24 protein-coding genes are annotated in these 24,861 nt (G+C 67.9%); 20 read left to right on the top strand and 4 right to left on the bottom strand.

Going from position 1 to position 24,861, the window contains the following annotated elements:
• The first annotated feature begins 557 nt into the window (after window positions 1-557).
• The 4 genes from MJ783_RS01875 to secA all read left to right on the top strand — a co-directional run bounded on the left by MJ783_RS01875 (window position 558) and on the right by secA (window position 6,477).
• Entirely contained in the window at window positions 558-1,394 is an 837-nt protein-coding gene (locus tag MJ783_RS01875) for a ComF family protein (protein WP_239308151.1), read from the top strand.
• Window positions 1,395-1,588: 194 nt separating this feature from the next.
• Window positions 1,589-2,314 (top strand): ribosome hibernation-promoting factor, HPF/YfiA family, encoded by a 726-nt coding sequence (hpf, locus tag MJ783_RS01880; RefSeq protein WP_239308152.1) that lies wholly within the window; start codon window positions 1,589-1,591, stop codon window positions 2,312-2,314.
• Between the two features lie 123 nt (window positions 2,315-2,437).
• Window positions 2,438-3,148 carry a response regulator transcription factor gene (locus MJ783_RS01885; protein WP_239308153.1) on the top strand — a complete coding sequence of 237 codons (711 nt, stop codon included), beginning with the start codon at window positions 2,438-2,440 and terminating at the stop codon, window positions 3,146-3,148.
• A 377-nt stretch (window positions 3,149-3,525) separates the two neighbouring features.
• Complete coding sequence (gene secA / locus MJ783_RS01890; protein ID WP_239308154.1) at window positions 3,526-6,477, top strand: preprotein translocase subunit SecA; 2,952 nt, start codon at window positions 3,526-3,528, stop codon at window positions 6,475-6,477.
• A 183-nt stretch (window positions 6,478-6,660) separates the two neighbouring features.
• Here the strand turns inward: secA and MJ783_RS01895 are convergent, their stop codons facing one another.
• Complete coding sequence (locus tag MJ783_RS01895; protein ID WP_239308155.1) at window positions 6,661-7,242, bottom strand: Rv3235 family protein; 582 nt, start codon at window positions 7,240-7,242, stop codon at window positions 6,661-6,663.
• Window positions 7,243-7,275: 33 nt separating this feature from the next.
• A complete protein-coding gene (locus tag MJ783_RS01900; protein WP_239308156.1) occupies window positions 7,276-7,602 on the bottom strand; it encodes a LysM peptidoglycan-binding domain-containing protein in 327 nt (108 codons plus the stop codon).
• A 1,357-nt stretch (window positions 7,603-8,959) separates the two neighbouring features.
• Here MJ783_RS01900 and MJ783_RS01905 point away from each other — a divergent pair.
• Window positions 8,960-9,538: a hypothetical protein gene (locus MJ783_RS01905; RefSeq protein WP_239308157.1), complete on the top strand. Its 579-nt coding sequence runs from the start codon at window positions 8,960-8,962 to the stop codon at window positions 9,536-9,538.
• Between the two features lie 19 nt (window positions 9,539-9,557).
• On the opposite strand, the gene MJ783_RS01910 is transcribed toward MJ783_RS01905, so the two are convergent.
• Complete coding sequence (locus tag MJ783_RS01910; protein WP_239308158.1) at window positions 9,558-9,806, bottom strand: helix-turn-helix domain-containing protein; 249 nt, start codon at window positions 9,804-9,806, stop codon at window positions 9,558-9,560.
• A gap of 290 nt (window positions 9,807-10,096) precedes the next feature.
• On the opposite strand from MJ783_RS01910, the gene MJ783_RS01915 reads away from it, so the two are divergent.
• The 15 genes from MJ783_RS01915 to MJ783_RS01985 all read left to right on the top strand — a co-directional run bounded on the left by MJ783_RS01915 (window position 10,097) and on the right by MJ783_RS01985 (window position 24,130).
• Complete coding sequence (locus tag MJ783_RS01915; RefSeq protein WP_239308159.1) at window positions 10,097-10,873, top strand: SAF domain-containing protein; 777 nt, start codon at window positions 10,097-10,099, stop codon at window positions 10,871-10,873.
• A complete protein-coding gene (locus MJ783_RS01920; protein WP_239308160.1) occupies window positions 10,870-12,183 on the top strand; it encodes a P-loop NTPase in 1,314 nt (437 codons plus the stop codon). Before MJ783_RS01915 ends, MJ783_RS01920 begins: the two co-directional genes overlap by 4 nt.
• Window positions 12,184-12,749: 566 nt before the next feature.
• On the top strand, window positions 12,750-13,244 hold the full coding sequence (locus MJ783_RS01925; protein ID WP_239308176.1) for a transcriptional regulator: 495 nt from the start codon (window positions 12,750-12,752) through the stop codon (window positions 13,242-13,244).
• A 108-nt stretch (window positions 13,245-13,352) separates the two neighbouring features.
• Window positions 13,353-14,330: a patatin-like phospholipase family protein gene (locus MJ783_RS01930; RefSeq protein ID WP_239308161.1), complete on the top strand. Its 978-nt coding sequence runs from the start codon at window positions 13,353-13,355 to the stop codon at window positions 14,328-14,330.
• A 126-nt stretch (window positions 14,331-14,456) separates the two neighbouring features.
• Window positions 14,457-14,939: a hypothetical protein gene (locus MJ783_RS01935; RefSeq protein WP_239308162.1), complete on the top strand. Its 483-nt coding sequence runs from the start codon at window positions 14,457-14,459 to the stop codon at window positions 14,937-14,939.
• A gap of 113 nt (window positions 14,940-15,052) precedes the next feature.
• Window positions 15,053-16,699 carry an L-glutamate gamma-semialdehyde dehydrogenase gene (gene pruA / locus MJ783_RS01940; RefSeq protein ID WP_239308163.1) on the top strand — a complete coding sequence of 549 codons (1,647 nt, stop codon included), beginning with the start codon at window positions 15,053-15,055 and terminating at the stop codon, window positions 16,697-16,699.
• A gap of 361 nt (window positions 16,700-17,060) precedes the next feature.
• The gene (locus MJ783_RS01945; RefSeq protein ID WP_239308164.1) at window positions 17,061-18,545 is read left to right on the top strand and encodes a hypothetical protein; all 1,485 of its coding nucleotides are present in this window, start codon (window positions 17,061-17,063) and stop codon (window positions 18,543-18,545) included.
• Window positions 18,546-18,591: 46 nt separating this feature from the next.
• Window positions 18,592-18,729 (top strand): hypothetical protein, encoded by a 138-nt coding sequence (locus tag MJ783_RS01950; RefSeq protein ID WP_239308165.1) that lies wholly within the window; start codon window positions 18,592-18,594, stop codon window positions 18,727-18,729.
• Between the two features lie 471 nt (window positions 18,730-19,200).
• Complete coding sequence (locus MJ783_RS01955; RefSeq protein ID WP_239308166.1) at window positions 19,201-20,529, top strand: CpaF family protein; 1,329 nt, start codon at window positions 19,201-19,203, stop codon at window positions 20,527-20,529.
• Entirely contained in the window at window positions 20,529-21,389 is an 861-nt protein-coding gene (locus MJ783_RS01960) for a type II secretion system F family protein (protein ID WP_239308167.1), read from the top strand. Before MJ783_RS01955 ends, MJ783_RS01960 begins: the two co-directional genes overlap by 1 nt.
• Window positions 21,390-21,447: 58 nt before the next feature.
• Window positions 21,448-22,392 carry a type II secretion system F family protein gene (locus tag MJ783_RS01965; protein ID WP_239308168.1) on the top strand — a complete coding sequence of 315 codons (945 nt, stop codon included), beginning with the start codon at window positions 21,448-21,450 and terminating at the stop codon, window positions 22,390-22,392.
• A 74-nt stretch (window positions 22,393-22,466) separates the two neighbouring features.
• Entirely contained in the window at window positions 22,467-22,652 is a 186-nt protein-coding gene (locus tag MJ783_RS01970) for a hypothetical protein (RefSeq protein WP_239332901.1), read from the top strand.
• A 7-nt stretch (window positions 22,653-22,659) separates the two neighbouring features.
• A complete protein-coding gene (locus MJ783_RS01975) occupies window positions 22,660-23,052 on the top strand; it encodes a TadE/TadG family type IV pilus assembly protein (RefSeq protein ID WP_308127774.1) in 393 nt (130 codons plus the stop codon).
• Between the two features lie 146 nt (window positions 23,053-23,198).
• On the top strand, window positions 23,199-23,636 hold the full coding sequence (locus MJ783_RS01980; protein ID WP_239308170.1) for a hypothetical protein: 438 nt from the start codon (window positions 23,199-23,201) through the stop codon (window positions 23,634-23,636).
• Window positions 23,637-23,731: 95 nt separating this feature from the next.
• Entirely contained in the window at window positions 23,732-24,130 is a 399-nt protein-coding gene (locus MJ783_RS01985; RefSeq protein WP_370651406.1) for a pilus assembly protein TadG-related protein, read from the top strand.
• Window positions 24,131-24,209: 79 nt separating this feature from the next.
• Here MJ783_RS01985 and MJ783_RS01990 read toward each other — a convergent pair.
• Window positions 24,210-24,861, bottom strand: a 652-nt coding sequence (locus MJ783_RS01990; protein ID WP_239308172.1) for a hypothetical protein, incomplete at its 5' end; no start/stop codon positions are given.

Below are 24,861 nucleotides of genomic sequence, written 5' to 3' on the forward strand. Positions count from 1 at the left end.
CCCCATCCCGGCTGTTGTGAGCCCTGGACGGGATCAGGCCCACCGTGCTGCTGAGGCTGCCCCCAGCCGGCGCCGTCGGTCATATCGCTCTCCCTGCGAAATCAAGGTCCCTGGAGCTTCTACCGGTGTGAGCGGCGGTAGCTCCCCACAGATCATTCCGTCCTCGGGCGGTTTTTCAGACAGCCCGGCCCCGCGTGCTGTTCCCGGCCGGGTCAGCAGCCGGCGAGCTGTGTGCTCACCTGGGTCCGTCCGGTGGGTGATCATTCCAGCTTTCCGCTTGTATCCCCCGCGATCGGTAGGTGCACGGCCATGGCCGGGATCGTGTCAGGCCGCCGCGGCCGTACGGCGAGCGGCCTGGCAGGACGTTCGCGTCGGTCCGCGCCGTATGCCGTTGTAGGCGATCATGATTCCGCGGGCTGGCGCCAGACACAAGTAGATGGAACAGGTATCGCGTACCACCGGTGGTTTGCGGGCTGCCGCCACCGTCCACAACCTGTTTGTCCACAGGGTTGGAAACACGCTGGCCCGGCGGGCGCGACGGGACGAGCATCCACGTTATGCCCAACACGTACATCAGCGCCGCATTCGATATTTTTCTCGATCTTCTCCTGCCGCGTTTCTGCGCCGGTTGTGGTTGTCCGGGCCCGGCGGTCTGCGCGGTCTGCGCCGGCTCCATCGATCGTCCGGCATTCCTCGCCGCTCCGGGACAGTTGGCCACGCCGGAGCGGCGGGGGCCACCACCGTACTGCTTTGCCGGCGCTGTTTACGACGGTCCGTGCCGGCAGCTTCTGCTGGGGTTCAAGGAGAAGGGGCGGCTGGATGCGCTGGGGCCGCTTGCGTCGGCGCTTGCCCGCGCGGTGCTCGCGGCCCGAGCCAGGCCGGCACATACCGGTCCGGTCATCCTCGTGCCGGTGCCGTCGAGCCGGTCCGCGGTTCGGCGGCGTGGTTTCGACCATGTGCGCAGGCTCGGTGACGGTGCGGCAAGGGCGCTGCGCCGGGCCGGTATGCCGGTACGGGTGGCCGCGATGCTGCGGCCGGTCCGGCCGTTGGCTGATCAGGCAGGCCTCACCGTGGCGGAGCGCGCGACCAATCTCAGCGGTGCGTTCGTCCTGCGTCACCGTGTCCGGCCGGTGGGCGGGCGCCGTCTCGTCGGCGGTCCGCCGTGGCGAGACGGCGCCAGGCAGCGCTTGCCGTCGCTGGCGTTGTTCATCGTCATCGATGATGTTGTGACAACGGGTGCGACCCTGGCCGAGGCCGTTCGGGCGCTGCGGCTCGGCGGGGTGCCGGTATCAGCCACCGCGGTAGTCGCCGCGACATTGGCGCGTCATCGCCCTTCCCGAGATGACCGGCCCCAAGGTGTCCATTTGCCTGCGACCGGGGTACCGGAGGGTTAAAACTGTCGTCACCCGCACCGGCGCCGCGGGAGTGGATCAGCGAAGCGACGGACCAGGGCGCTCGGGGTCCGGGCGGAAGGAACGAGGCAGCAGATAAGCCCTGACGTACGACATGGCATCGGAAGGTTGGTCTGGCCCGTTGCCGCGGGAGCCGCTGGCCGTCACCACCTCCGGTCGACAGGAAGGTGAAGCGAGTGGACATCGTTTTCAAGGGAAGGCACACCGCGGTTCCCGAAAGGTTCCGCAAGCACGCCGAAGCCAAGATTGCGAAGTTGGAGCGGTTCGATCACAAGGCCTTCCGGGTGGATGCGGAACTCTCCCGTGAGCACAACCCGCGTATGGCGGATGTCTGTGATCGCGTCGAGCTGACCGTGTTCTCACGGGGCCCGGTCATTCGAGCCGAGGCAGCCGCCGCGGATCCGTTCGCCGCCTTCGACCTGGCCGCGGCGAAGCTCACCGAACGGCTACGGCGTGCCGCCGACCGCCGCAGCCGCCACAACGGTGCGGCACGTGGCTCGTCGGGTCAGCTTGCGCGAGCTGTCGGCGGCCCGCGGGCAGGCCTGGCTGGCTCCACTGGCCGTGAGGCCGATGTCCACGCAGCTGTCGATAGCGACGCAGATTACGGGGATCCGGACTGGTCACCCATGGTCGTCCGTGAGAAGATCCATCGAGCCACGCCGATGACCCTCGATGAAGCACTGTCGAACATGGAGCTGGTCGGCCACGATTTCTACCTCTTCCGGGACATGCGTACGGGCCTCCCGAGCGTTGTGTACCGAAGGTGTGGATATGACTACGGAGTGATCCGGCTTGAGCTGGGCGAGCATGAGGAGCCCGGCGCGGACACTGCGGGACGAGATCACCGGAACGACCGGGGCGAGAGGTATGACGAAGCTCGTGGCGCGGTCGCAACGGTGTAAACGTAGGCGGGTCTAGCCGACGTGGGACCATCTGCCGTGGACGTCTTCAGTCACGTCCCCGCCACCCCGTGCACCAGCGCGGGGTGGCGGAGGCGCGGGCCGTTGCGACGCGAAGGAGGTCACATGACGGGGGATGGGCGTCAGCTTCGGGAGGACGCGTCGTCGCCACCGACGGATCCCGTACGGGTGCTCGTCGTTGACGATCACGCGCTTTTCCGGCGCGGCCTGCAGATGGTCCTCGAGCAGGAGAGCGACATCGAGGTTGTCGGCGAAGCCGCGGACGGTGCGGAAGCTGTCACGATGGCGGTGGACATGGCGCCGGACATCGTCCTCATGGATGTCCGGATGCCTCGCCGCGGCGGGATCGACGCGACCAGCGCCATCAAACAGGCGGTGCCCAGCGCGAAGATCGTTATGCTGACCATCAGCGATGAGGAAGTGGATCTCTACGACGCGATCAAGGCGGGTGCCATGGGGTATCTGCTCAAGGAGATCTCGATCGACGAGGTTGCCACCGCGATTCGCGCCGTGCACGGTGGGCAGAGCCTGATCAGCCCTTCCATGGCGTCGAAGCTCCTCACCGAGTTCGCGTCAATGATCAAAAAAACGGATGACCGGCCACAGCTGCCGACCCCTCGACTCACCGATCGTGAGATGGAGGTCCTGCGGCTTGTGGCCAAGGGGCTCAACAACCGTGATATAGCCAAGCAGTTGTTCATCAGCGAGAACACGGTCAAGAATCACATCCGCAACATCCTGGAGAAGCTTCAGCTGCACTCACGCATGGAGGCGGTGGTCTACGCGGTTCGGGAGAAGCTTCTGGAGATCACCTGAGATCGTGTCGGCTGGACGTCGGGCGGCGATTCAGGTGATTGTCGAGTGGGTCCTGTGGCCGCGGGACGCGCTCGGGGCCGCTTCGATGTGCCCACCGGCATCGCCCCCGCGGCCGACGGACGGTGTATCGGCGTTTTCGGGGCACCGATCCGGGGTCTCAAGCGTTGTGCAGGCTGAAGTCCGTGCGGATGTTGATCTAAGATGATCATTATTTCCTTTCACGTGGAGGAAAATAATGATCTTACCGTCACTGGCTGGTCGGGTAGTCTGTTGACCCGCCGGACCTGTCGTACGGCCGGATCGATCAGCGCGGACGGACTAGCCTAGTCTCGTTGCGTAGGTGACCCCGCTGACCAACCGCCCGAGGAGTTTCGCCCGTGGTACTTGAGAAGATCCTCCGCGCCGGTGAGGGTCGCATTCTGCGCAGGCTCAAGGCGATCACAGAGCAGGTGAACCTCCTCGAGGATGACTTCGTCGGGCTCACGGACGCCGAGCTCCGCTCGATGACCGACGAGTTCCGGCATCGGATCGACGAGGGGGAAACCCTTGACGAGATCCTCCCCGAAGCGTTTGCGGCCGTGCGCGAAGCGGCCCGCCGGACCCTGGGGCAGCGGCACTTCGATGTGCAGATCATGGGTGGCGCGGCGCTGCATCTGGGGAACATCGCCGAGATGAAGACCGGCGAGGGCAAGACCCTCGTGTCCACCTTGCCCGCCTATCTCAACGCGCTGTCTCGCAAGGGCGTCCACATCATCACGGTCAACGACTACCTGGCGCAGCGGGACGCGGAGAACATGGGGCGGGTGCACCGTTTTCTCGGCTTGACGGTTGGCGTCATTCATCCGCAGATGCCGCCGGCCGTCCGTCGTCAGCAGTACGAGGCCGACATCACCTACGGCACCAACAACGAGTTCGGATTCGACTACCTGCGGGACAACATGGCCTGGAGCGGCGAGGAGCTCGTCCAGCGCGGGCACAACTTCGCCGTCGTCGACGAGGTCGACTCGATCCTGATCGACGAGGCTCGGACCCCGTTGATTATCAGTGGTCCGGCGGACAACCCGACCCGTTGGTACACCGAATTCGCCCGTATCGCGCCGATGCTCGTGAAGGACACGGACTACGAGGTCGAAGAGGGCAAGCGAACGGTCGCGATCACGGAGTCCGGGGTGGCGAAAGTCGAAGACCAACTGGGCATCGACAACCTCTACGAATCCGTGAACACGCCGCTCGTCGGGTACCTCAATAATTCGCTGAAGGCCAAGGAGCTTTACCGCCGGGACAAGGACTACATAGTTACGGACGGCGAGGTTCTTATTGTCGATGAGTTCACCGGTCGTGTCCTGCATGGCCGCCGTTACAGCGAGGGAATGCACCAGGCGATCGAGGCCAAGGAAAAGGTCGAGATCAAGCAGGAGAACCAGACGCTGGCCACGATCACCCTGCAGAACTACTTCCGTCTGTACGACAAGCTGTCCGGTATGACCGGAACCGCGATGACCGAGGCGGCGGAGTTCCATCAGATCTACACACTTGGCGTCGTGCCGATTCCGACGAACAAGGCGATGGTCCGGGTGGACCAGCCCGATGTCGTTTACAAGACCGAGATCGCCAAGTTCGATGCGGTCGTCAACGACATCGCCGAGCGCAACGAAAAGGGACAGCCGGTTCTTGTCGGCACGACCAGCGTGGCGAAGTCGGAGTACCTTTCCAAGCAGCTGACCAAACGTGGTGTGAAGCATGAGGTGCTCAACGCCAAGCATCACGAACGGGAAGCGGCGATCATCGCCGAAGCAGGCTGTAGGGGCGCGGTGACCGTTGCGACCAACATGGCCGGCCGTGGCACTGACATCATGCTCGGTGGCAACCCGGAGTTTCTCGCGCAGGCCGAGCTGCGGGAGCGTGGCCTCAGTCCGATCGAGACCCCGGAAGACTATGAGACCGCCTGGCCGGAGGCCATCGAGAAAGCGCGGGCGTCGGTCGGCGCTGAACATGACGAGGTCGTGGAGCTCGGCGGGCTGTATGTTCTGGGCACTGAGCGTCACGAGTCACGCCGGATCGACAACCAGCTACGTGGACGAGCCGGCCGGCAGGGTGACCGCGGTGAGTCCCGGTTCTATCTGTCGCTGGGCGACGACCTCATGCGGCTGTTCAATGCCGCTGCCGTCGAAGGGATCATGGATAGGCTCAACATTCCCGACGACGTGCCGATTGAGTCGAAAATCGTTACCCGTGCGATCCGATCCGCGCAGACACAGGTCGAAGGCCAGAACTTCGAGATCCGAAAGAATGTCCTGAAGTACGACGAGGTGATGAACAAACAGCGTACTGTCATTTACGAGGAGCGCCGCAAGGTTCTCGAAGGTGCGGACCTGCACGAGCAGGTCCGTCATTTCATCGATGACACGGTGGACGGCTATGCCCGCGGCGCGACGGTAGACGGCTACCCCGAGGAGTGGGACCTCGACACTCTTTGGTCCGGTCTCGGTGAGCTCTACCAGGTGGGCGTGGAAATTCCGGCTCCCGATGAGCGTGATGGACTGACGACCGAAACCCTGATCGAGGAGCTGCAGGTCGATGCGCACAATGCGTATGACCGGCGGGAGGAAGAGCTGGGCGCCGGTCCGGACGGTGAACCGCTCATGCGGGAACTGGAGCGCCGGGTCGTGTTGGCGGTGCTTGACCGAAAATGGCGTGAGCACCTTTACGAAATGGACTACCTGCAGGAGGGAATCGGCCTGCGGGCGATGGGACAGCGTGACCCGCTCGTCGAGTACCAGCGGGAAGGTTACGATATGTTCCAGACGATGATGGAGGGTATCAAGGAGGAATCGGTCAGGCTGCTGTTCAACGCCGAGGTCCAGGTTGCCGCTCCGGAGGACGCGGACGCCCAGAGCGGAAGCCCGTCGGACGGCACCGCGGTCGTCCCGGCCGACAGCGCGGCGCGGACCGCGGACGGTGCCGCTCTTGTCGCGGCGGTACGGGCCGCCACCGCGGGTGCCGCTGTCACCGCTCCGGCCACCCCGGCTGAGCGCGCCACCCCGAAGACGGCTGTTGCCCCCTCAGCGCCCATGCCGCCGCCGGTATTTGTCAAGGGCCTGGAACCACGCCGTCCTATTGATGATCTTCGTTACACCGCGCCTTCCGTGGACGGCGGATCCACAGTGGTCACGACTCGGGCGTCTTCCGCTGGGCTCACCGCGGCGACAGCTGACCCAGCGGTGACAGGAAGCAGTAGCCGGCCCGCTCGCAACGCGCCGTGTCCGTGCGGATCCGGCCGCAAGTACAAGCGTTGCCACGGTGATCCGGCAAACCGCAACATGGCGTGACAGGGCATGCATGAGCTGGTTTGGGCGCTTAGAGCGACCGGCAATAGGGGACGCGAGGTGCGTGCCTTGGCCCCGCGACGCCGCGTCTCCTGTTGCCGGGCGCATGCCTGCGGCGGTCCGTCCCAGATGGCCCTTGGGGCGAGCGCCTTCCCGGGGTTCTCTCAGGGGGCGTCAACGGGTCTGTCAACGGGTTTGTAGCGCCGTGACCCGCCAACGGCCACTGACTGTTTCCATGCGCAGCGCGAGGGCCGACACACGCTCGCCCCGCGCGATCACCGCGGCGACCTCGGCGACCCCTTCCCGAGGCTCGCATACTCGCACACAGCGCAGGGTGTAGCGCCGCCTACGGACGTTGTCCCCGGCCAGCCGCTCGAGGTCCGCCTGGACCCGCGGGGAGGTCCAGGCGGCAAGATGGGTCACGGGCCGGATGCCCGTCATGGCCTCCACGATGGCGCGCACGACCACCGCGGCGACGGCGCGTGCCGACGGGGGGGCGGAGCGGTTATCCGAGGTCGCCATCGCCCCGGAGCGGGGAGCGGGGCGCCCTGTCCCAGGCCGGTTGGCCGCCTGTTGCGCAGGGATATCCACACGGGTGTCAGGCATAGCGAGAAGCACTGGTGCCGCGGCGGAGCCGGTGGGCGGGGCGGTGAGCCAGGCCGCTGCCTGCGGATCGTCATCATAAGGCGGATCGGTGGGCATGATCGGTATTTGGTAAAAACGACCGGCACGGATGGAGTGCGCACGGGTGGGTGCAGCAACGGTCACAGCGTTGTTCTCCAGTCGGCGGGGCGGGCGGGGTCAAGGCCCGGGGCGGGGCGGCTGGAGCCGCTGGCCGGGCAGGATCTTGTCGGGGTCAGGGCCAATCACGTGCTCGTTTGCGGCCCACCACCGTGGCCATTCCCGCGCGATCTGCGCGGTGGTCGCGCCTGGTCCGAGACTGCGGGCAGCGATTGCCCAGAGGGTGTCGCCGCGGAGCACGACGATCTCGGCCAGGTCAGTTGTGGAGGCGTCGTTGCTGTTTGTCGATGTCGTGGGCTGTCCGGCCGGTGCCGCGCTGGAATTTCCGACGCCACGTGGCGCGGCACCGGCTATCGGGTCGTAGGGCCTGGCAAGATCCGGCCACACCGGGGATGTTCCGGTGGATGCTGAAACAGTGGGTGACAACGGTGCCGCGGGGCTCGTGGGGACCGTCGTAGCTGGCGGCTGCGCTGTTGTGGCCGATACCGTCGACCTTTCCGCGGAAACCGTTGACGCGCCGCTTGCCGTGCCGGTGGCCGGGGGACGTGGGGGATGTGCTGATGTGGCCGGCGGGGTCGCGGCCGGCGGCTGGGTGGTCGTTGTGAAGGTGGGAACGGCGCCGGCCGGATCCGCTGGAGCGGAGGGCCGGGAGAGGTCGGGCCAACTGGTTGCGGCAATAGTTGATCTTGGCTCGGTCGGTGCCGATATCGGGGCCGGTGCCGATATCGGGGCCGGTGGGGCGGCCCGCGGCGCTGGTGTGGCTGGGTGTCCTGCGTCGGCTGGTCGCTCGGGGGCGGCCTGGGAGCTCGCGGGCCGCCCGTGCTGGGGCGTGGCGGTCCGGTCATCCCGCGACGGCGCGAGCTGGGGCGCGGGCGGTACGTCTGTCGGAGCGAGCGTTGTGGGTACGCTCGGGCGGGCCAGATCTGGCCATGCGGTGCTGGTCGACGGGATTGCCCCGGGAATCGCGGCCTCCGTCGGCGTCGCGGCGAACGCTGGCACGGCTGTCCCCGCGGCGAGGGTTATTCCGAGCGCTATCTCAAGGACATGCCGCAGGGTTCGGGGCAGGATGCGCCGAGCCATGGCCGCGGCTGCTCGTCCGCCGGCACCTGGCAGCGTTGCCAGTACGCCCAGGACGAATCCCGCGCACAACCACAGCAGACATGTCCAGGCGGCAAGGCCGACCACGGTGATGAGCGCATGTTCAGGATCTGCTGTGACCCATTCTGGTACGGCGGTGAGGCCAGGTGGAAGGTCCGTCCACCGTGGGCCCTCTTTGATCATTAGAGCTGTCAGCGCCGCGGCGGCGGCCACTCCCGCGAGAAAGACGGGCAGGCGCCGGCCAGCTGACATCGGCGACCTCCGGGGTGCTCGGTGGATGATGATGAAACATGTTGTTTGACTGTGTTTGCTTGTGTAGTCCTCCGTCGGACCTCTGTCAAGACGTTTTGTGGCGTTTACCGGCTCTTGCTAGTAGAACATCAGGTGCGGCCTGGGATATAGCGGTATGTAGAGTCGATACTCATGGCCATGCCGCAGGGCGTGTCTGATGGATGGTGCCCCCGACGACGCTCGCCCGACGGCGTTTGGATGCGTCGCCGTCGTTGTTGTGGTTGGGGCGAACCGTCAGACGGGTCGCGGGCTGTGTTGCCGACGAGCCGAACGGGGTTGCCGACGAGCCGAACGGGCTCGTCCTGGCCGCGCCGGGCGCTCTTGCGGCCTGACCGGGAGCGGAGGAGGGGCCGGGTTGCGCTGGGAAGCTCTGTTCGCTGATCTTGAGATGCAGTGGGATGCCGCTGAGGCGGCTGAACTCGATGCGGAGCTTGTCGACAGAAGCCGTCGCGAAGCCGCGCACCTGCGGTTGCTCGACAGGCTGCGGCCGGCGGTCGGATCGTCGCTGCGGATCGGGGTGCTGCTGGGTGGGCGGGAACGGGAAACGGGTCAGGTCCTCGGCGGCCGGCTTGCCGCGCTCGGGGTGGACTGGCTGCTTCTGCAGGAGAGCAGGGCCCAGGAGGTCCTGCTTCCGCTCCGTTCCGTCCTCTGGCTGCGCGGCCTGACCGCGGTGTCCGCCCAGCCCGGCCACGAAGGCCCGTTGGCCGCGCGGCTGGACCTGTCGTACGCGCTGCGCGGCGTGGTGCGGGATCGTTCGGTCTGTTCGGTCGTGCTGCTGGACGGCACCGCCGTGATGGGCACCATCGACCGGGTCGGCGCGGACTTCGTCGAGGTGGCCGAACACGCCGATGACGAGTTCCGCCGAGCCCGGTCAGTACGTGCGGTGCGGACGATCCCGCTGCCGTCGGTCAGCTTCGTCCGCCGGACAGCCTGACAGCCTGACAGCGAACTACCTAGTCGGCATACCGGTCGTCGACGAGCGCATCGCCGCGGCCCAGCGGATTCGCGACCACGAACGCGCGAGTCTGCTCGTATGCCCGTTGGATGTAGGCCTCGAGCTCGGTACGTTCCACCCGCCACTGGCCACGCCCACCGATTTTGATCGCCGGGAGCTCACCCGAGCGCACCAGCGCGTAGGTCTGGCTCGACGAGATGTTGAGAATCTCCGCCACATCGCTGAGCTGAAGGAAGCGCTCGTTCATCGGTCTGTCTCCCTGGCGATGGATGGGTCGTGACTCCTGTGTATCAGAGTCTGAGGGCAGGATCGCCTGTGAATGCCTCTACTTGTGGATAACAGCTGTCATTCGCCTGATTGTGTTGGTAGGTCCAGGGGTGTCGTCGCAGACCACGTACGCTCGGCGACCAGGGAGCCGCGCATGCCCTGACCGCCTGGTCTGTGCCGCGGCGCCTGCTGCCCGCCAATCGACTGTTCCTGACTGGCCAACGACGCCGCTGTCGCGGGCCCCGGGACATGAGCCACATGGAGGTCCGGGTGACCGACCTCACGCCCGCTGTCACTCTTGCGGAGAAACCCGCGGCCGTGCCGTCGCCGCCGGGGCGACGGCTGACCCGCCCGCGCTGGCGCGATTCCCGGCTGCTGGTCGGCGTCCTGCTGGTGCTGGTTTCCGTTGTGCTGGGCGCACGCCTGTTCGTCACCGCCGACAAGACCCGCGCCTGGGTCGTGGCGAAGGGGGATCTTCCAGCGGGGCATGTCATGGTGGCTGCCGATCTGGCCACAACCTCGGCGTATCTGAGCCCAGACGCCGCGAAGCGCTATTATCCCGGTGAGCGTGCTCCGGAGATGGTCGGGGCGGTGCTCGCTCGTCCGGTTTCAGCTGGGGAGCTGGTCAGCGGCGCTGACTTCATACGAAGTAATGTCACATCGACACGATTGGTGTCGGTGGTTGTGAAGGACGGTCGGGCACCTTCCCTCGTTCCGGGTGATCATGTGGATCTTTTCGCCTACCAGCGATCGAGCGCCGTGATCCCAAGCGCGGCACCGCAGGCTGGCCAGTCCGCTCAGGCAGCCCAACCGGCGGCGGGAGGCGCCGGTACGGAGGTGCTGGTGCTGCATGACGTCGAGTTCATCTCGCGGGAAGCTCTCACCGGTGGTGCTCATTCGTTGACCTTGCGAGTTCCGGTCGATTTTGCGATCAACGCTGTGGCGGCATCGCAGGGTGAACGCGTCGACGTCGTCAAGCTCGAGCGCGGCGCCCGCGGTGAGGTTGGCGGAGCGGGCCCGAGCGCTGTTCCGGGCTACGGACAATGAGCCTGCCGATCCTCACCGCGGTGACCAACTCGGTGGTCGAGTCGGGGCTGGTGACCGCGTTCGGCCGCCGTGACCTCGGGGTGACGGTCGTCCGGCGGTGTGTGGACCTGCCCGACCTGCTGGCCGCCGCCACGACGGGCGCCGCGCGGGCCGCGTTGTTGTCGGCGGACCTGCGCCGGTTGGACCGGGAGGCGTTGACGCGCCTGGCAGTCGCCGGGGTCGCGGCCATCGGGCTGATCGTGCCAGGCGACGAGGAGGGCGAGCGGAGGCTGCGCCAGCTCGGCGTCGCGGCGGTGATCGCGACTGACTCAACCGCGGAGGTGGTGGCGGCCGCGGTGGTGGAAGCGGCCCGGGCGCTTTCCGACCGTGGCCAGGCGGCATTGCCCAGCGGCGCCTACGGCGAGCCGATGGCGAGTTTCGCCGCCGTGGCACCGGTGGTGCCGATGCCCGAGGCCGCGGATCTGCCCGAGCTCGGCGCGGGGCGAGTGATCGCGGTTTGGGGTCCCACCGGCGCGCCGGGCCGTACCACGGTGGCATTGTGCCTGGCCGCCGAGCTCGCCGGCATGGGACTGCCCACGCTGCTCATCGACGCTGATGTCTACGGTGGATCGATCGGTCAGCTGCTGGGGCTGCTGGAAGAGGCGCCGGGGCTTGCCGCCGCCACTCGGTCGGCGAATCAGGGCACTCTGGACGTGCCCCGGCTCGCGGTGCTGTGCCGAGACCTCGGTGGGGGGCTGCGGGTCCTGCCCGGGATCGCCCGTCCGTCGAGGTGGCCGGAGCTTCGCCCGGCGTCCGTCGAGGTTGTGCTGGCACTGGCGCGAAGGCTGGCAAGTTTTGTCGTGGTCGACTGCGGGTTCTGCCTGGAGATGGACGAGGAACTGTCGTTCGACACGGCCGCGCCCCGCCGCAACGGGGCGACCCAGGCGGTGCTCGGCTCCGCCGACACCATTCTGGCGGTGGCATCGGCGGAGCCGGTGGGACTGGTCCGCTTCGTCCGTGGCCTGTCCGATCTGCGGGAGGTCATACCGGGGACGGATCCGTGGATCGTGGTGAACCGGCTGCGCGGCGCGGCCGTGGGGGGAGACGCCCGGCGGGAGGTGTCCCGCGCGATGGTGCGCCATGTCGGCTCGGAGCCCGTCGCTCTGGTGCCGCTGGACATGGCTGGGATGGACGCCGCGCAGGCCGCCGGCCAGCTGCTGCGTGATGTCGCTCCACAGTCCCCGGCCAGGCTCGCGATCGGCGAGCTCGCCGCGAGGGTGGCGGGCCGCCCGGTGCGCGGGCGCCGCCGGCGCTCCACGGCCCGTCACTGAGTGGTCGGCGCTGGACGTTCATCCAGGGGCTGCCGGCGCCAGCCGGCGCCTCGCGTCGCTGTCGTCAGCCCAGGTAGGACACTGCTACCGGGGCCTTCTCCGCCTCGCGATGCACGCACCCCAGCCCCGCTCTTTGATCCATACCCCTATTGCCGGGCGCTCTGAGCCCGCCGACACAACGCGTCACCAACGACGGTGAGCAGCCCGAGCCGCGAATGTCATTTTTTGCCGTGAATGTCCTTTTAATCCTCGCGCCGCGCGGTTACTGACCGCGCTTCCGGGGCAGTCTGTCTGGGTGACTGATCGTACCGAAAGACGAGCGCTCGGCAGCTGGTTTGTGCCTTGGGTCGGCGTGTCGGCGTCATTGTGGGCGTTTTGGGCGGACAAATAGACCGATCATTGCCGGGAGGCAACAATTGTGGCAAGGGGGTCACGTTTTGCATATTTAAGAGGCGAGTAACAATCTTTCATAACATTAAGTTAGGGTGAGCACCTGCGTCACCGCAGTAGGCGGGAGCAGAAAATGATCACCAAGTGCTCTATCAAGGCGGCGGGGGGTGTATCGGGTGAGCCGGGAGTACGCCAAGGCGGTGGGAACCCGTCTTCGGGCCATACGGATCCAGCAGGGAATGTCGTTGCAGGGGGTGGAACAGAAGTCACGCGGGCGGTGGAAGACCGCCGCGGTCGGCTCGTACGAGCGGGGCGATCGGATGATCAGCGTCCATCAGCTGTCCGAACTGGCGGCGTTCTACGGTGTTCCGGTGTCGGCGCTTTTGCCGGACGAGGAGGCGTTGCCGCCGCGCGAGCACCGGCCCCGTACGGTTCTTAATCTGAAGAAGCTCACGGAGGCGCCACCGGACTCGTCCGGGCTCGTACGGCGTTGGGTCGCACAGATTCAGCGCCAGCGCGACGACTATGCCGGGCAGGTCCTGTCCATCCGGGATGGCGATTTGAGGGCGTTGGCGCTGCTGCACGACACCACACCGCAGGAGTTCGCCGAACGGCTGCGGGCGTGGGGCGTGCTTGAGACCAGTTTCGGTGAGGAGGAGGCCGCCGAGTAGGGCTGTTGCCGAGCCGGGCGCGTTGACGTCATTGTTGTCAGCCATGCGCGGTGGTCGGCGGCGGGATAGCGCGCAGCCGAGATCGCGACGTACTACGGGAGGTGGCTGATGGCTGACAGACGGGCGCCCCGTCGTGGCCTGGTCCTGGGTGCTGGGGGTGTGCTCGGATCGGCATGGATGATCGGTGCGCTCAGCGCATATGAGGACGCGACCGGAACCGATGTCCGCACCATGGACATGGTCGTCGGGACATCGGCCGGAGCGGTGCTCGCCGCTCTGATCGGGACCGGCACCGGGGTCGGGACAATGGTCAACTCCGAGTACGGGCGGCCGCTGTTCGGGGATCCGGTCCTGGACTACACCCGGCTCGGCTCGGCACTGCCGCCGAGGCCGCGCATGCGGATCGGCTCCCGTCGGCTGTTGGCCGTCTCGGCACGCCACCCGCGCAGTGTCACTCCGTTGGTAGCCCTGGCCTCCCTGCTCCCGCAGGGGCGCGGGACACTCGCCGCGCTTGGCGAGCTCGTGTCCACGGCGGGTAGTACCACCGCGACCTGGCCATCCTCGGCGAAACCGTGGATCGTCGCCATGGACTACGACACCGGGACCCGGGTCGTGTTCGGCTCGCCGGGAGCGCCCCGGGCCTCGCTCGCCGAGGCTGTGATGGCTTCCTGCGCGATTCCGTCCTGGTACGCGCCGGTCATGATTGACAGCCGGCCCTACATCGATGGCGGGACGAGATCGCCGGCATCGGTGGACGTACTCGCCGGCCTGGGGCTTGACGAGGTGCTGGTGTTTGCTCCTGCCTGCTCCCTGGTCCTGGACCAGCCTCGGGGCGCGCTGGCCCGGGTCGAACGCCAGCTCCGGCGGTTGGCGACCCGGGTGGTGGTGCGCGAGGCCGAGCTGCTGCGGTCCGCGGGAACGAAGGTCACGCTCATCTGCCCAGGACCGCAGGACCTGGCGGTCATCGGCGCCAACGTCATGGACCTCAGCCGGCGGCGTGAGGTTTTCGAGACCTCGCTACGGACCAGCGCGGCGGCGCTGGCGCTGCCCGACGCCGCGGGCGGGCCGCTCGCGGCTGCCGGCTGAGCCTGCTGGTTCAACCGCTGGTTCAACCGGCGGGCGAGGGGATCAGCCGCCGGGCCGGGCCGAGCCAGGCCGGTCCGCCTTCCTGCCGCCGGCCGGGCGCCGGATAGCGCACGGCACACTGGCGTCGTGCGCGTTTATCTACCGTCAACCCTGTCGGCCGCGCGGGGCGTCCTCGTGGACCGCCTGGTTCCCGCCGGGCTCGGTTTTGCCGTCACCGGGGCCGTTCGGGAGTGGTATGCCGGGTCGGATACGGACGAGATGGAGTACGCCTTGCTTCTCGAGGCCGCCAGGGGCAGTCTCAGGCTGCTCGATGACGACCCGACGGCACCCCGGCGCCGGGTTGTGTTTGCCGTGGATGTCGACGATCATCAGGTGCGCATCCGTGATGATCTCGATCGGGGGGTGGTCGAAGTCGCGGTACCTGTGCCGATAGCCGCGGTTCGGGCCGTTCATGTGGATGATGCTGATGCGCAGGCTGTCGTTGCCGTGGCCGCCGCGGCCGTGGTCGAGGCCGATCTCGGTGGCGAGGACGCGGCTTTCCTGGTGGACGAGGCTGATGGGTATGAACTGCTCTGGTATGCCACGCAGGAGCTGGCGGATCTTCTGTAGGCGTTCGTGGACGGATCGTGTTCAGGTGTTCGGTCGCATGGATCCGGTCGCGTGGATCCGGCCGCGTGGATCCGGGCGGGCTGGTTCTCCCGTATGGGCAAGGGGTGACACAGGTGGACGCTGTCACGATCGTCCCGGAGCCGGTGAATGAGCCGGTCCGCGACTACCCCGCGGGAAGCGCGGAGCATGCCAGCCTGCGGGCTGAGCTTGCGCGGATGGCGGGTGAACGCGTCGAGCTCCCGTTGGTGATCGCGGGCGAATCCCGGCCGGGTACCGGAGAGCCATTCGAGGTGGTGGCCCCGCACAGGCATGCGCTGGTGCTGGGGATGGGCCGGGCGGCGGCGCCGCGGGACGTCGCGGAGGCCGTCGACGCGGCGCTGGCGGCCGGGCCGGCCTGGCGGGCGTTCAGCCAGGACGACCGCGTGGCTGTGTTCCTGCGCGCCGCCGAGCTGCTCGCGGGGCGGTGGCGGGACATCCTCAACGCCGCGACCATGTTGGGGCAGAGCAAGAGCTGTTACCAGGCGGAGATCGACGCGGCCTGCGAACTGATCGATTTTTGGCGTTTCAACGCCGCGTTCGCCCGTGAGATCGTCGCCCGGCAACCGGTCTCGGCTCCGGGGACGTGGAACCGTATGGACTACCGGCCGCTGGAGGGCTTCGTCCTCGCGGTAACCCCGTTCAACTTCACCTCGGTCGCGGCGAACCTGCCGACCGCTCCAGCGATCATGGGTAACACCGTGGTCTGGAAGCCCGCCCCGGCCCAGCAGCTCGCTGCCCACCACACCATGTCGTTGCTGGCGGCCGCGGGTCTTCCCCCGGGCGTGATCAATATGGTCACCGGGGATGGCGCGGCTGTCTCCGCCGTCGCGTTGCGCCACCGCGCTCTCGCTGGCGTGCACTTCACCGGGTCAACCGCCACCTTCCGCGCGATGTGGCGGACGGTCGCGGACGGGATCGAGGGGTACCGCGACTACCCGCGGCTGGTCGGTGAGACCGGCGGCAAGGACTTCGTGGTGGCCCATGCCAGCGCCGACCCGGATGCCGTGGCGGTTGCCCTCGTCCGCGGCGCGTTCGAATACCAGGGGCAGAAGTGCTCGGCGGCCTCCCGCGCCTATCTCCCCGCCTCGATGTGGCGGGCTGGCCTGCGGGACCGGCTGGTGGCCGAGACCGCGGCGTTGACCTACGGTGACGTGTCGGACCTGGGCCTGTTCGGCGGCGCGGTGATCGATCGACGGGCGTTCGGCCGGTTGGCGGCTCTGCTCGCGCGGCTGCGCGCGGATCCGGCCGTGTCGGTTCTCGTCGGTGGCGGTACCGACGACCGGGTCGGGTACTTTGTGGAACCGACCGTCGTGGTATGCGCCGACCCCACACACGAGGTCTTCACGTCGGAGTACTTCGGGCCGGTCCTTGCCGTGCATGTGTATGATGATCGTCCGCAGACCGGTACGGATGCGTTTTCTTCGATCTTGGCCGATGTCGCCGATGTCGCCCCTTACGCGTTGACCGGTGCCGTATTCGGTCGCGACCGGGCCGCACTCGCCACGGCTGCCCAGACATTGCGTTACAGCGCGGGAAACCTCTATCTCAACGACAAACCGACGGGTGCGGTGGTCGGTCAGCAGCCGTTTGGCGGATCGCGTGCCAGCGGTACCAATGACAAGGCGGGTTCCGCGCTGAACCTGCTGCGGTGGGTTTCGCCGCGGACACTCAAGGAGACCTTCGACCCGCCGCGGACAGTGTTCTATCCACATATGGCTTGAAGATTCGTGATGTGTGCGGCCGCGGCCCGCGGGCGACATCACGAAGAGAGCCGTGCCGGCGGCGGACACCTGGACCACATCCGTTGCCGGCTGGTTGTCCGGTAGGAACTGGACGTCTGAAACATGGCTGTGCAATCGTTGGCCACCAGGTGCGGCAAGCACGATGTCCTACCTTTCCCGTCAGCCGTGCGGCGGTCGACGGGACCTGTCCGGCCAAAGAGCGATCGATGATCGAATATGCCGGCTGGATCTCACGGCGAGATACTCCGTTGCCGGGTGTTACGATCGCTTTCGTCCTTCGCGATACTTTGTGAAGGATTGCGGGTGTGCCCGGCGCACCCGGGAAGGAGACTGATCGCTCGTGCTTTACCTTGCCGGCCAGATCCTGGTGTTTGTCGCGGCGGCACTGGTCATCGGTGTACTGCTGGCCTGGGTGTTCCTCATCGGCCCTATGCGTCGCCAGAGCGAGGAGGCACGGCGTGCCCTGGCCGCCGTGTGCGTGGAGCCGGCGGCGGCCCGTCCAGCGGCGGCCCGTCCAGCGGTGGCGAACGGCCGGGTCGACGGGGGCGCGTCGAAAGCGGGCCGGGCCGCGGCGGGCGGTGTCGCCGCGGATGGGGACGCGGGCGCCGAGGGTCTGACGGACCACATGGCGGTCGATTCGGCGGTGCTCGTCGCAGAGATGAGAGCACGGCTCAGCCGTCAGGACGACGAGTGGGCGCTGGAGAAAGCGGCGCTCACGGCGCGTCTGACCGCGGCCGAACAGCGGGCGGCCGAGTCCGAGCAGCGGGTCACGGCGGTGGAGCGCCAGGTCCTCGCCGCGGGCCGCAGGGTGCGGACGATCGAGGGAGCCCTGGCGGAGGCCGAGGCTCATGAGCGGGTCAACCGGCAGACCAGCGTGCCTGTCCAGGCCGCGCCGGTCACCCGGGCGGCGCTCCAGGCGGCTGGTTCGCCGAATGGTTCGTCGGCGGCCGTCGACACCAGCGGGGGATCCGACCTGGTAGCCACCAGGTCGGGCCAAACCCACGCGCGGGGGGATGCGGAGGCTGTCCAGACGCTTGCCGCCGAGGCGGCGCGGCTGCGGGTGCAGCTCTCCGAGGCGGAGGGGCGGGCAGCGAAGTTCTCGTCCCGGTTGGCGATGGCCCGTACCGAGGCAGAGGACGCGCAGCGTCAGGTTGCGACGATGACGACCAAACTTGATCGTCATCAGGCTGAGTGGGCGGCGGAAAAGGTCCGGCTGCTGGCCCGGATCGAGCGGGACGAGCGGAGCGGCCACAGCGGGCGGAGCGAGGAGGCCGCCGGCCCCGGGCACGCGCCGGGTGAGCGGGTGGATACCTCGGTCAGCCGGGATGATGCCGGGCCCGTACTGGCGCACGACGCCGACGGCAATAGCGACGCCGATGGGTGGAGCACCGCTGACAGTGAGTGGGCCGGCGATTTCCCCTTCGACGGAAGGGACCCGGCGCTCGTCGATGTGGTCCCGGTGCAGACCGCGCGCCCGGTACCGGGCGCGCCGCCCGGACAGCCCCAGGCTGTCCTGCCCGGCTCGGTCGCGCTCGCCTCGCTGACGGCTGCCGGCGGCGCTGGCGCCTTCTCGGTCGCGATACCGGCGGAGGTAACGGGAACTCGGCGGGACAATCTCAAGGAGATCGTGGGGATCGGCCCGGTTGTGGAGGCGCGTCTCTACGCGCTTGGCATCGCGAGCTTCCGGCAGCTTGCGGAGCTCGACGGTGATCAGATCGATGGCCTCGTCCAGGTACTCGACGGGTTCGGTGACCGGCTTTTCTCAGATGACTGGGTGGGGCAGGCACGCTCGCTGTATGAGCGCCACCACGGGAACGTGGCCTGATCCGCTGGCTGGCCCGCCGGTCGGGGCCGCGTGGGCAGGCCGGTCGTTGACAACCTTGCTGAGCTGGGAGCTGGTGACCGCTGGTTCGGCCGCCACCGTGAGTATGATCGCGAAAATTTTGTCGGCGTGCGCGATTTCCGGCCGGATAGCTGTGCCCGAGAACAAACCCGCGTCGATCTTCTGACCGCTCCGCGTTCGCCGGCCGGTCGCCACCGTTGCGTGCCGGATTGTTTCGGCCGCGAGGCGCCGGCCGTTTCCCCGGCTTCTGAAAGCGTTGTCTCGCGCCACGGTCGCGGCCGCTTTGATCGGCACGCAAAGTAATGAGTCATTGACCGACTTCATGATCCTGTTTGTTCCGTGTGGGGCTGTTCGCGGGCCGGCGCGGGCTGGATGCGATAGTTGTGAGAATGGTGATGTCATGGGGGTTGTTTGGCCAAAAGTGGCGTGATCATGGTTTTGTGCCGCCGGCGGCGGTCTCGGGCGGCCGGCGGTCTCGGGCGGCCGGCGGTCCGTGCGGTGGCGGTGGGGCGAGGAAGCCGGGCCAGGCGGAAATCAGGGCTGGGTACTTGATTGCCTGTGACCTTTTTTCTACGCTTCGCGAGGATTCCCGGGAGCGGGTCGGTCCGAAGGGGCAACCAGGAAGATCGGGTTTTCGGTGACAACACGCAGCAGCTGGCTGGACGCCACTTCGCTCATTGAGACTGAAGTGCGTGAACTGGTCCGGCGTCGATCCCTCGACCCGGTTCGCGAGCCCACGCGGATCCGTGAGCTTGTCGAGGACGTCCTTGCTGAATACGAGGAACGCACACTCACCAGTGATCTCCCGGCGATTGTCGACCGCGCCACGACCGCGCGGCTTGTCCACGACGCGGTCGCCGGATTCGGCCCCCTGCAACGCCATCTGGACGACCCGGCCGTGGAAGAAATCTGGATCAACGAACCTGGGCGCGTTTTCGTCGCGCGAAACGGGCGCAGCGAGCTGACCACGACGATCCTGAGCGCCGATCAGGTCCAGGACCTGGTCGAACGGATGCTGAAGAGCTCTGGGCGCAGAGTGGATCTATCCACTCCGTTCGTGGACGCCATGCTGCCGGACGGGTCGCGTCTGCATGTCGTCATCCCCGACGTCACCCGCGTCCACTGGTCGGTCAATATCCGCAAGTTCGTTCTGTCCGCGGCCAGTATGGACGAGCTGATCGACCTGGCGACGATCACCGCGGCGGCGGCGGCCTTCCTGGAGGCCGCTGTCGCCTCTGGCCTGAACATCATCGTGGCCGGCGGGACGCAGGCGGGAAAGACCACCATGCTCAACTGCCTCGGCTCGGCCATCCCCGGGCGGGAACGGGTCATCACCTGCGAGGAGGTGTTCGAGCTCAAGCTGCGGTCCCCGGACTGGGTGGCCATGCAGACCCGGCAGGCCAACCTGGAGGGCACCGGCGAGATCCGGCTCCGTCGTCTGATCAAGGAGGCCCTCCGGATGCGCCCCGACCGCATTATCGTCGGTGAGGTCCGGCAGGAAGAGGCGCTCGACCTGCTGATCGCTCTTAACTCGGGCCTGCCCGGCATGTGCAGCCTGCACGCGAACTCGGCCCGAGAAGCGGTCACCAAGCTGTGCACCCTGCCGCTGCTCGCGGGGGAGAACGTCAGCCATGCTTTTGTGGTGCCGACGGTCGCCGCCAGCATCGATCTTGTTGTGCATCTCGCCAAGGACGCGCACGGGCGGCGGCGTGTCACCGAGATCGTCTCGCTGTCGGGGCGCACGGAGGGGGACGTCGTCGAGACCGCGCAGATCTACCGATCACGTAACGACGCCCTGGTGCGGGCTGACGGCTACCCGCCACATGCCGACCGGTTCGCCCGGGCCGGCTATGATTTGCCAACTCTGCTTGCCATGACCGATCGTGACCGGATGGATCGGGTGACCGAGCTGGACCGGGCGCCGTTTGCCGACCGTTCGTGGGCCGAGATCGCGGTCGAGCACTGATGGGCATCTTCATCGGGCTGCTGTTCGGCCTCGGCCTGTTCCTCATCGTCTCCAGCGGGCGGACCCGTGCCCCGCGTGGTCCCGTCGCTGTGAAATGGCGGGGCCGGACCCGGGAGCTGCTTGTTCAGGCGGGTATCCCGGGAGTCAGCCCCGACCAGTTTTTTGTGATCAGTATCGGGGCCGGGCTGCTGGTGGGCCTGATCGTGCTGGCCTTCACCGCCACCTGGTCGCTTGGCGGAGCCTTCTTCATCTTCGCCGCGCTGCTGCCGCGCGCGATGGTGCTGCGCCGGCGCCGAGCGCGTATGCACGACCTTCGGGAGCTGTGGCCGGATGTCGTCGACAACCTGGCCAGCGCGGTACGAGCGGGAATGCCGCTGTCGGAGGGGCTCGCGTCGGTGGGGGTGCGCGGCCCGCTGCCGCTTCGCCCCGCTTTCACCCGTTTCGGCGAGGAGTACCGGGCGACCGGATCCTTCTCGGCGAGCTTGGACCGACTTTCTGATGATCTTGCTGATCCGATCGCGGACCGGATCATCGAGTCGTTGCGTACCGCTCGGGAGGTAGGTGGGACCGACCTCGGCCGGCTGCTCCGGACGTTGTCGACGTTCCTGCGAGAGGACGCTCGGACCCGCGCGGAGCTTGAGACCCGACAGAGCTGGACGATCAACGCCGCGCGGCTCGCGCTTGCCGCACCGTGGGTTGTTCTGCTGCTGCTGGCAACCCGGGGGGAGACGGTACGCGCCTATGACAGCCCCACCGGCGTGATCGTACTGGCGGTCGGTGGCGGGGTGTCGGTGGTGGCATACCTGCTCATGAAGAAGATCGGCCGACTTCCCGAAGAAGGCCGGGTACTGCGTCCATGATGAGCTGGCTGATGCGGAGCGGGCCGATGCCGATGCCGACGGCGGCGGTGCGGCCCAGATGAGCCCAGTCGCGACAGGTGCGCTGATCGGGCTGTTGGCCGGTGTCGGCCTGGCCATTGTCGTGCTGCGGTCGCCGGCGGTCCGGCGGATCCGGCTCGCGGACCGGATCGACCCCTACCTGCGGGATACTCCGGCGCAGTCCAGGTTGCTCGCGGATCGCGCCCGGCCTGCCGCCTCGCGCAGCGGCCTGGAGGAACTGCTCCGGCCGTTCATCGCCGACGCGGCTCACCGGCTCGACCGTTTCCTCGGTGGGCGTGCCGCGTTGCAGCGCCGCCTGACGCAGGCCGGCGGGCGGACCTCCATCGAGGATTTCCGGGTTCAGCAGGTGGTCTGCTCGGCCGCCGGGGCGCTGTTCGGCGCTTTTCTGCTGCTGCTGCGTGCGCTGCTGGGCTTCGGGCCGCCGCCGATCGTCAGCGTTGCGCTGGTCGTTGCCGGCGTCGCGGGCGGGGTCGTCGCCCGGGACTGGTGGCTGACCCGAGCGATACGAGAACGTGAGGAACGCATTCTCATCGAGTTCCCGACTGTTGCCGAGCTGCTCGCGTTGGCTGTTACCGCAGGTGAGAGCCCGATAGGAGCGTTGGAACGGGTAAGCCGGCTGTCGCACGGGGAGCTCGGCCGCGAACTGCGGCTGGCTCTCGCGGACGCGCGTGCCGGCGCCACCCTCGTCCAGGCGCTGGAGGGTATGGCCACCCGGACGACGGTCGCCTCGCTCAGCCGGTTCGTCGACGGCATGGCGGTGGCGATAGAGCGCGGCACGCCGCTGGCGGAGGTGCTGCGGGCACAGGCGGTCGACGTCCGGGAGGCGGGCAAGCGACAGCTGCTGGAAGCCGGTGGCCGCAAGGAGATCGCGATGATGGTGCCGGTCGTCTTCTTTGTCCTGCCGACTACTGTGATCTTTGCTTTCTATCCAGCGGTCGTGAGCTTGACGTTCAATGCGCAGTGATCATGATGTGATGTGAGGAGTTGTCGACTGTGCGGATATTCGTGAAGCTGCTGGGCCGATGGGCACCGGCGCGGCTGGAGGTCTTTCGCGATGTGCCGGACAACCGGTTTCGGGATCGCGGCGATCGCGGTGACGTGCCCGGCTGGGTGATGGTCACGGTAATGACGGCGGCGTTGGTGGTGGCACTGATGGCGGTCGCCGTGCCCCAGCTGCGGGACGTGTTCACCAACGCGATCGACTCCGTGGTCGGCAACGGCTGACCGGCCGGTGTCGGTCCGCCTGGCTGCTGAGCGGGGCTCGGCTGTCGTCGAGTTCGTGCTGGTCGGAATGCTGTTGTTACTGTTGTTTCTCGGCGTTATCCAGGTTGGCCTCGTCCTGCATGTCCGCAATACCCTCGCCGCGGACGCGGCTGAGGGCGCGCGGCACGCGGCGAACCTGGGCATGACCGATGATTCCGGCGGTCCGTACGCCGAGCGGCTGATCGTTTCGTCTGTTCCCGGGCGGGCCGACACCCGTTGCACGAGTGGAGCGGTGGTTGATCCGTCCGGTGTGCCACTGGTTGAGGTGCGGTGCGAGGTTGTGGTGCCGTTGGCCGTTATGCCGTTCGGAGCGAATACGACGATCAAAGTGGTCGGGCACGCGGTCAAGGAGACGCCGTGAGACCGCTGGGCCGGTCGCCGCTTGTGCGGGCCTGGTCGCCCGCACGGCGGGCGCTGGACCGCGGCGGGCGGTGCCCGCGGTTGCGCGCGTGTTTGTGGCCGCGTCCGTACGGGTGCCTTCGCGGGCCTGATGACAGTGGTACCGCGTTGATCGAGTTCGTCGGGCTGTCGGTTCTGTTGTTGATCCCGTTCGTCTACTTCTTCCTCAGCGTGTTCTCGGTCCAGCGGTCGGCTTTCGCGGTCACCCAGGCCGCCCGAGCGGCCGGCCGGGCCTACGCGACCGCGGACAGCGAGGATCAGGCCGTCCAGCGCGCGCGGGTGGCCGCTCGGCTGGCCTTCGCGGACCAGGGTATTGACGGCGCGCCCGAGGTGCGGTTCGCCCCGGAGGGCGCGGACTGCGGTGCGGGGGACCCAGGCGACGGAGCCGCGTCGCTGGCTCCGGGCGCGCGGTTCGTTGTGTGCGTCCGTTCGGTCGCGGCGTTGCCCGGAACCGCACGGCTGTTCACCGGATTGGCGGATATCACGGTGAACGGGAAATTCATCGTCGTCGTGGACGCCTACCGGCGCGACCGGACAGTCGCATGAGCCGATCGTGGCAGGGCACAGCCAGGCCTGGGCGGGCGTCTCGCGCGGGATCGTGCCAGCAGCCGCGAACTGGCGCGGACGCCGGCACGATCCTGATACTCACTCTCGGCTATGTCATGATTGCGTTAATGCTGGCGCTTGTGGTGACCGATGCCTCCGCGGTGTATCTGGCCAGACGTTCCGTGGCCTCGGCGGCCGACGGTGCCGCGCTCGCCGCCGCGCAGCATGTCGACGATGCCGCTATCTACACGGCGACCCAGGATTTCCAGCAACTGCCGCTTGCCGAGGTCACCGCCGCTGTCGCCGGATACCAGGCCGACGCTGATCCGTCCGGGCATACGCTGCTGACCGCGCAGCTGCTGAATCCGGCCACCGTCCGGGTGACCGGAACCCGGACGGTTGTCCTGCCGGTGGTGGCGCTCCTGGGCATCGGCCCGGTCACCGTCACGGCCAGCGCGGACGCCCAGTCGTTGGTACGCCCGCCCGGCGCCTGACGGCGTTCGGGACGCACCGGGGCTACCGGGGCTACCGGGCCCGCCGCGGGGGAGAGCGGGGGGAGCCGCGGGGAGAAGGTCAGAACCAGCCGGCGGTGGCGGCGATGAGCCCGTCGAACTGATGGCCGGTGCGTCTGATGGCGAGCGCGGAGATGTCGCGTACCAGCCGGGCAACCCATTGGGCCGGTCGTTGCGCCGCCAGCGCGACCGCGCTGGACACATGCTGTTCCGCCTCGTCGGGGTCGGGGCGGTGGCGTGCCAGCGCGGTCCGCGCCTGCGCCATCTGGACAGCAATAATCATTCCGGTCTGCCCGCTGTCCGCGATCAGTGCGGCGGCCCGTTCGAGGTGGGGTTCGGCCTCGTCCGCGACACCGACGGTGGTCAATGCCTCGGCGCTGGCCAGAGCCAGGTCCGCTGGGGAATAGGTGGTGAGCGCGAATCCGGGCCGGCCCTGCGCGGATGGCTCCAGCTGCTCCATGATTTTCCAGGCGCGGGCGACGGCCTGCCGGACACCAGCGATATCTCCGAGGACCGCGTACGAGCCGGCCGAGACCTTGCCGGTCACCATGGCGCGGGCCGGGCTTGCGCCGGCGATCCGGTTGGCGGCCCCCGCGATCTGCAGCGCCACCGTCGGGCTGTGCTGGCGCACCACCCGAGCGCGTACCGCCAGCGCGCTGCCGGCAAGTGGGCCGTCGCCAGCGGCGCGTGCTACCGTCGCGGCTCGGTCGGCC

It is taken from the genome of Protofrankia sp. Cj3 (assembly GCF_917627355.1).
In the GTDB taxonomy this organism is placed as follows: domain Bacteria; phylum Actinomycetota; class Actinomycetes; order Frankiales; family Frankiaceae; genus Protofrankia.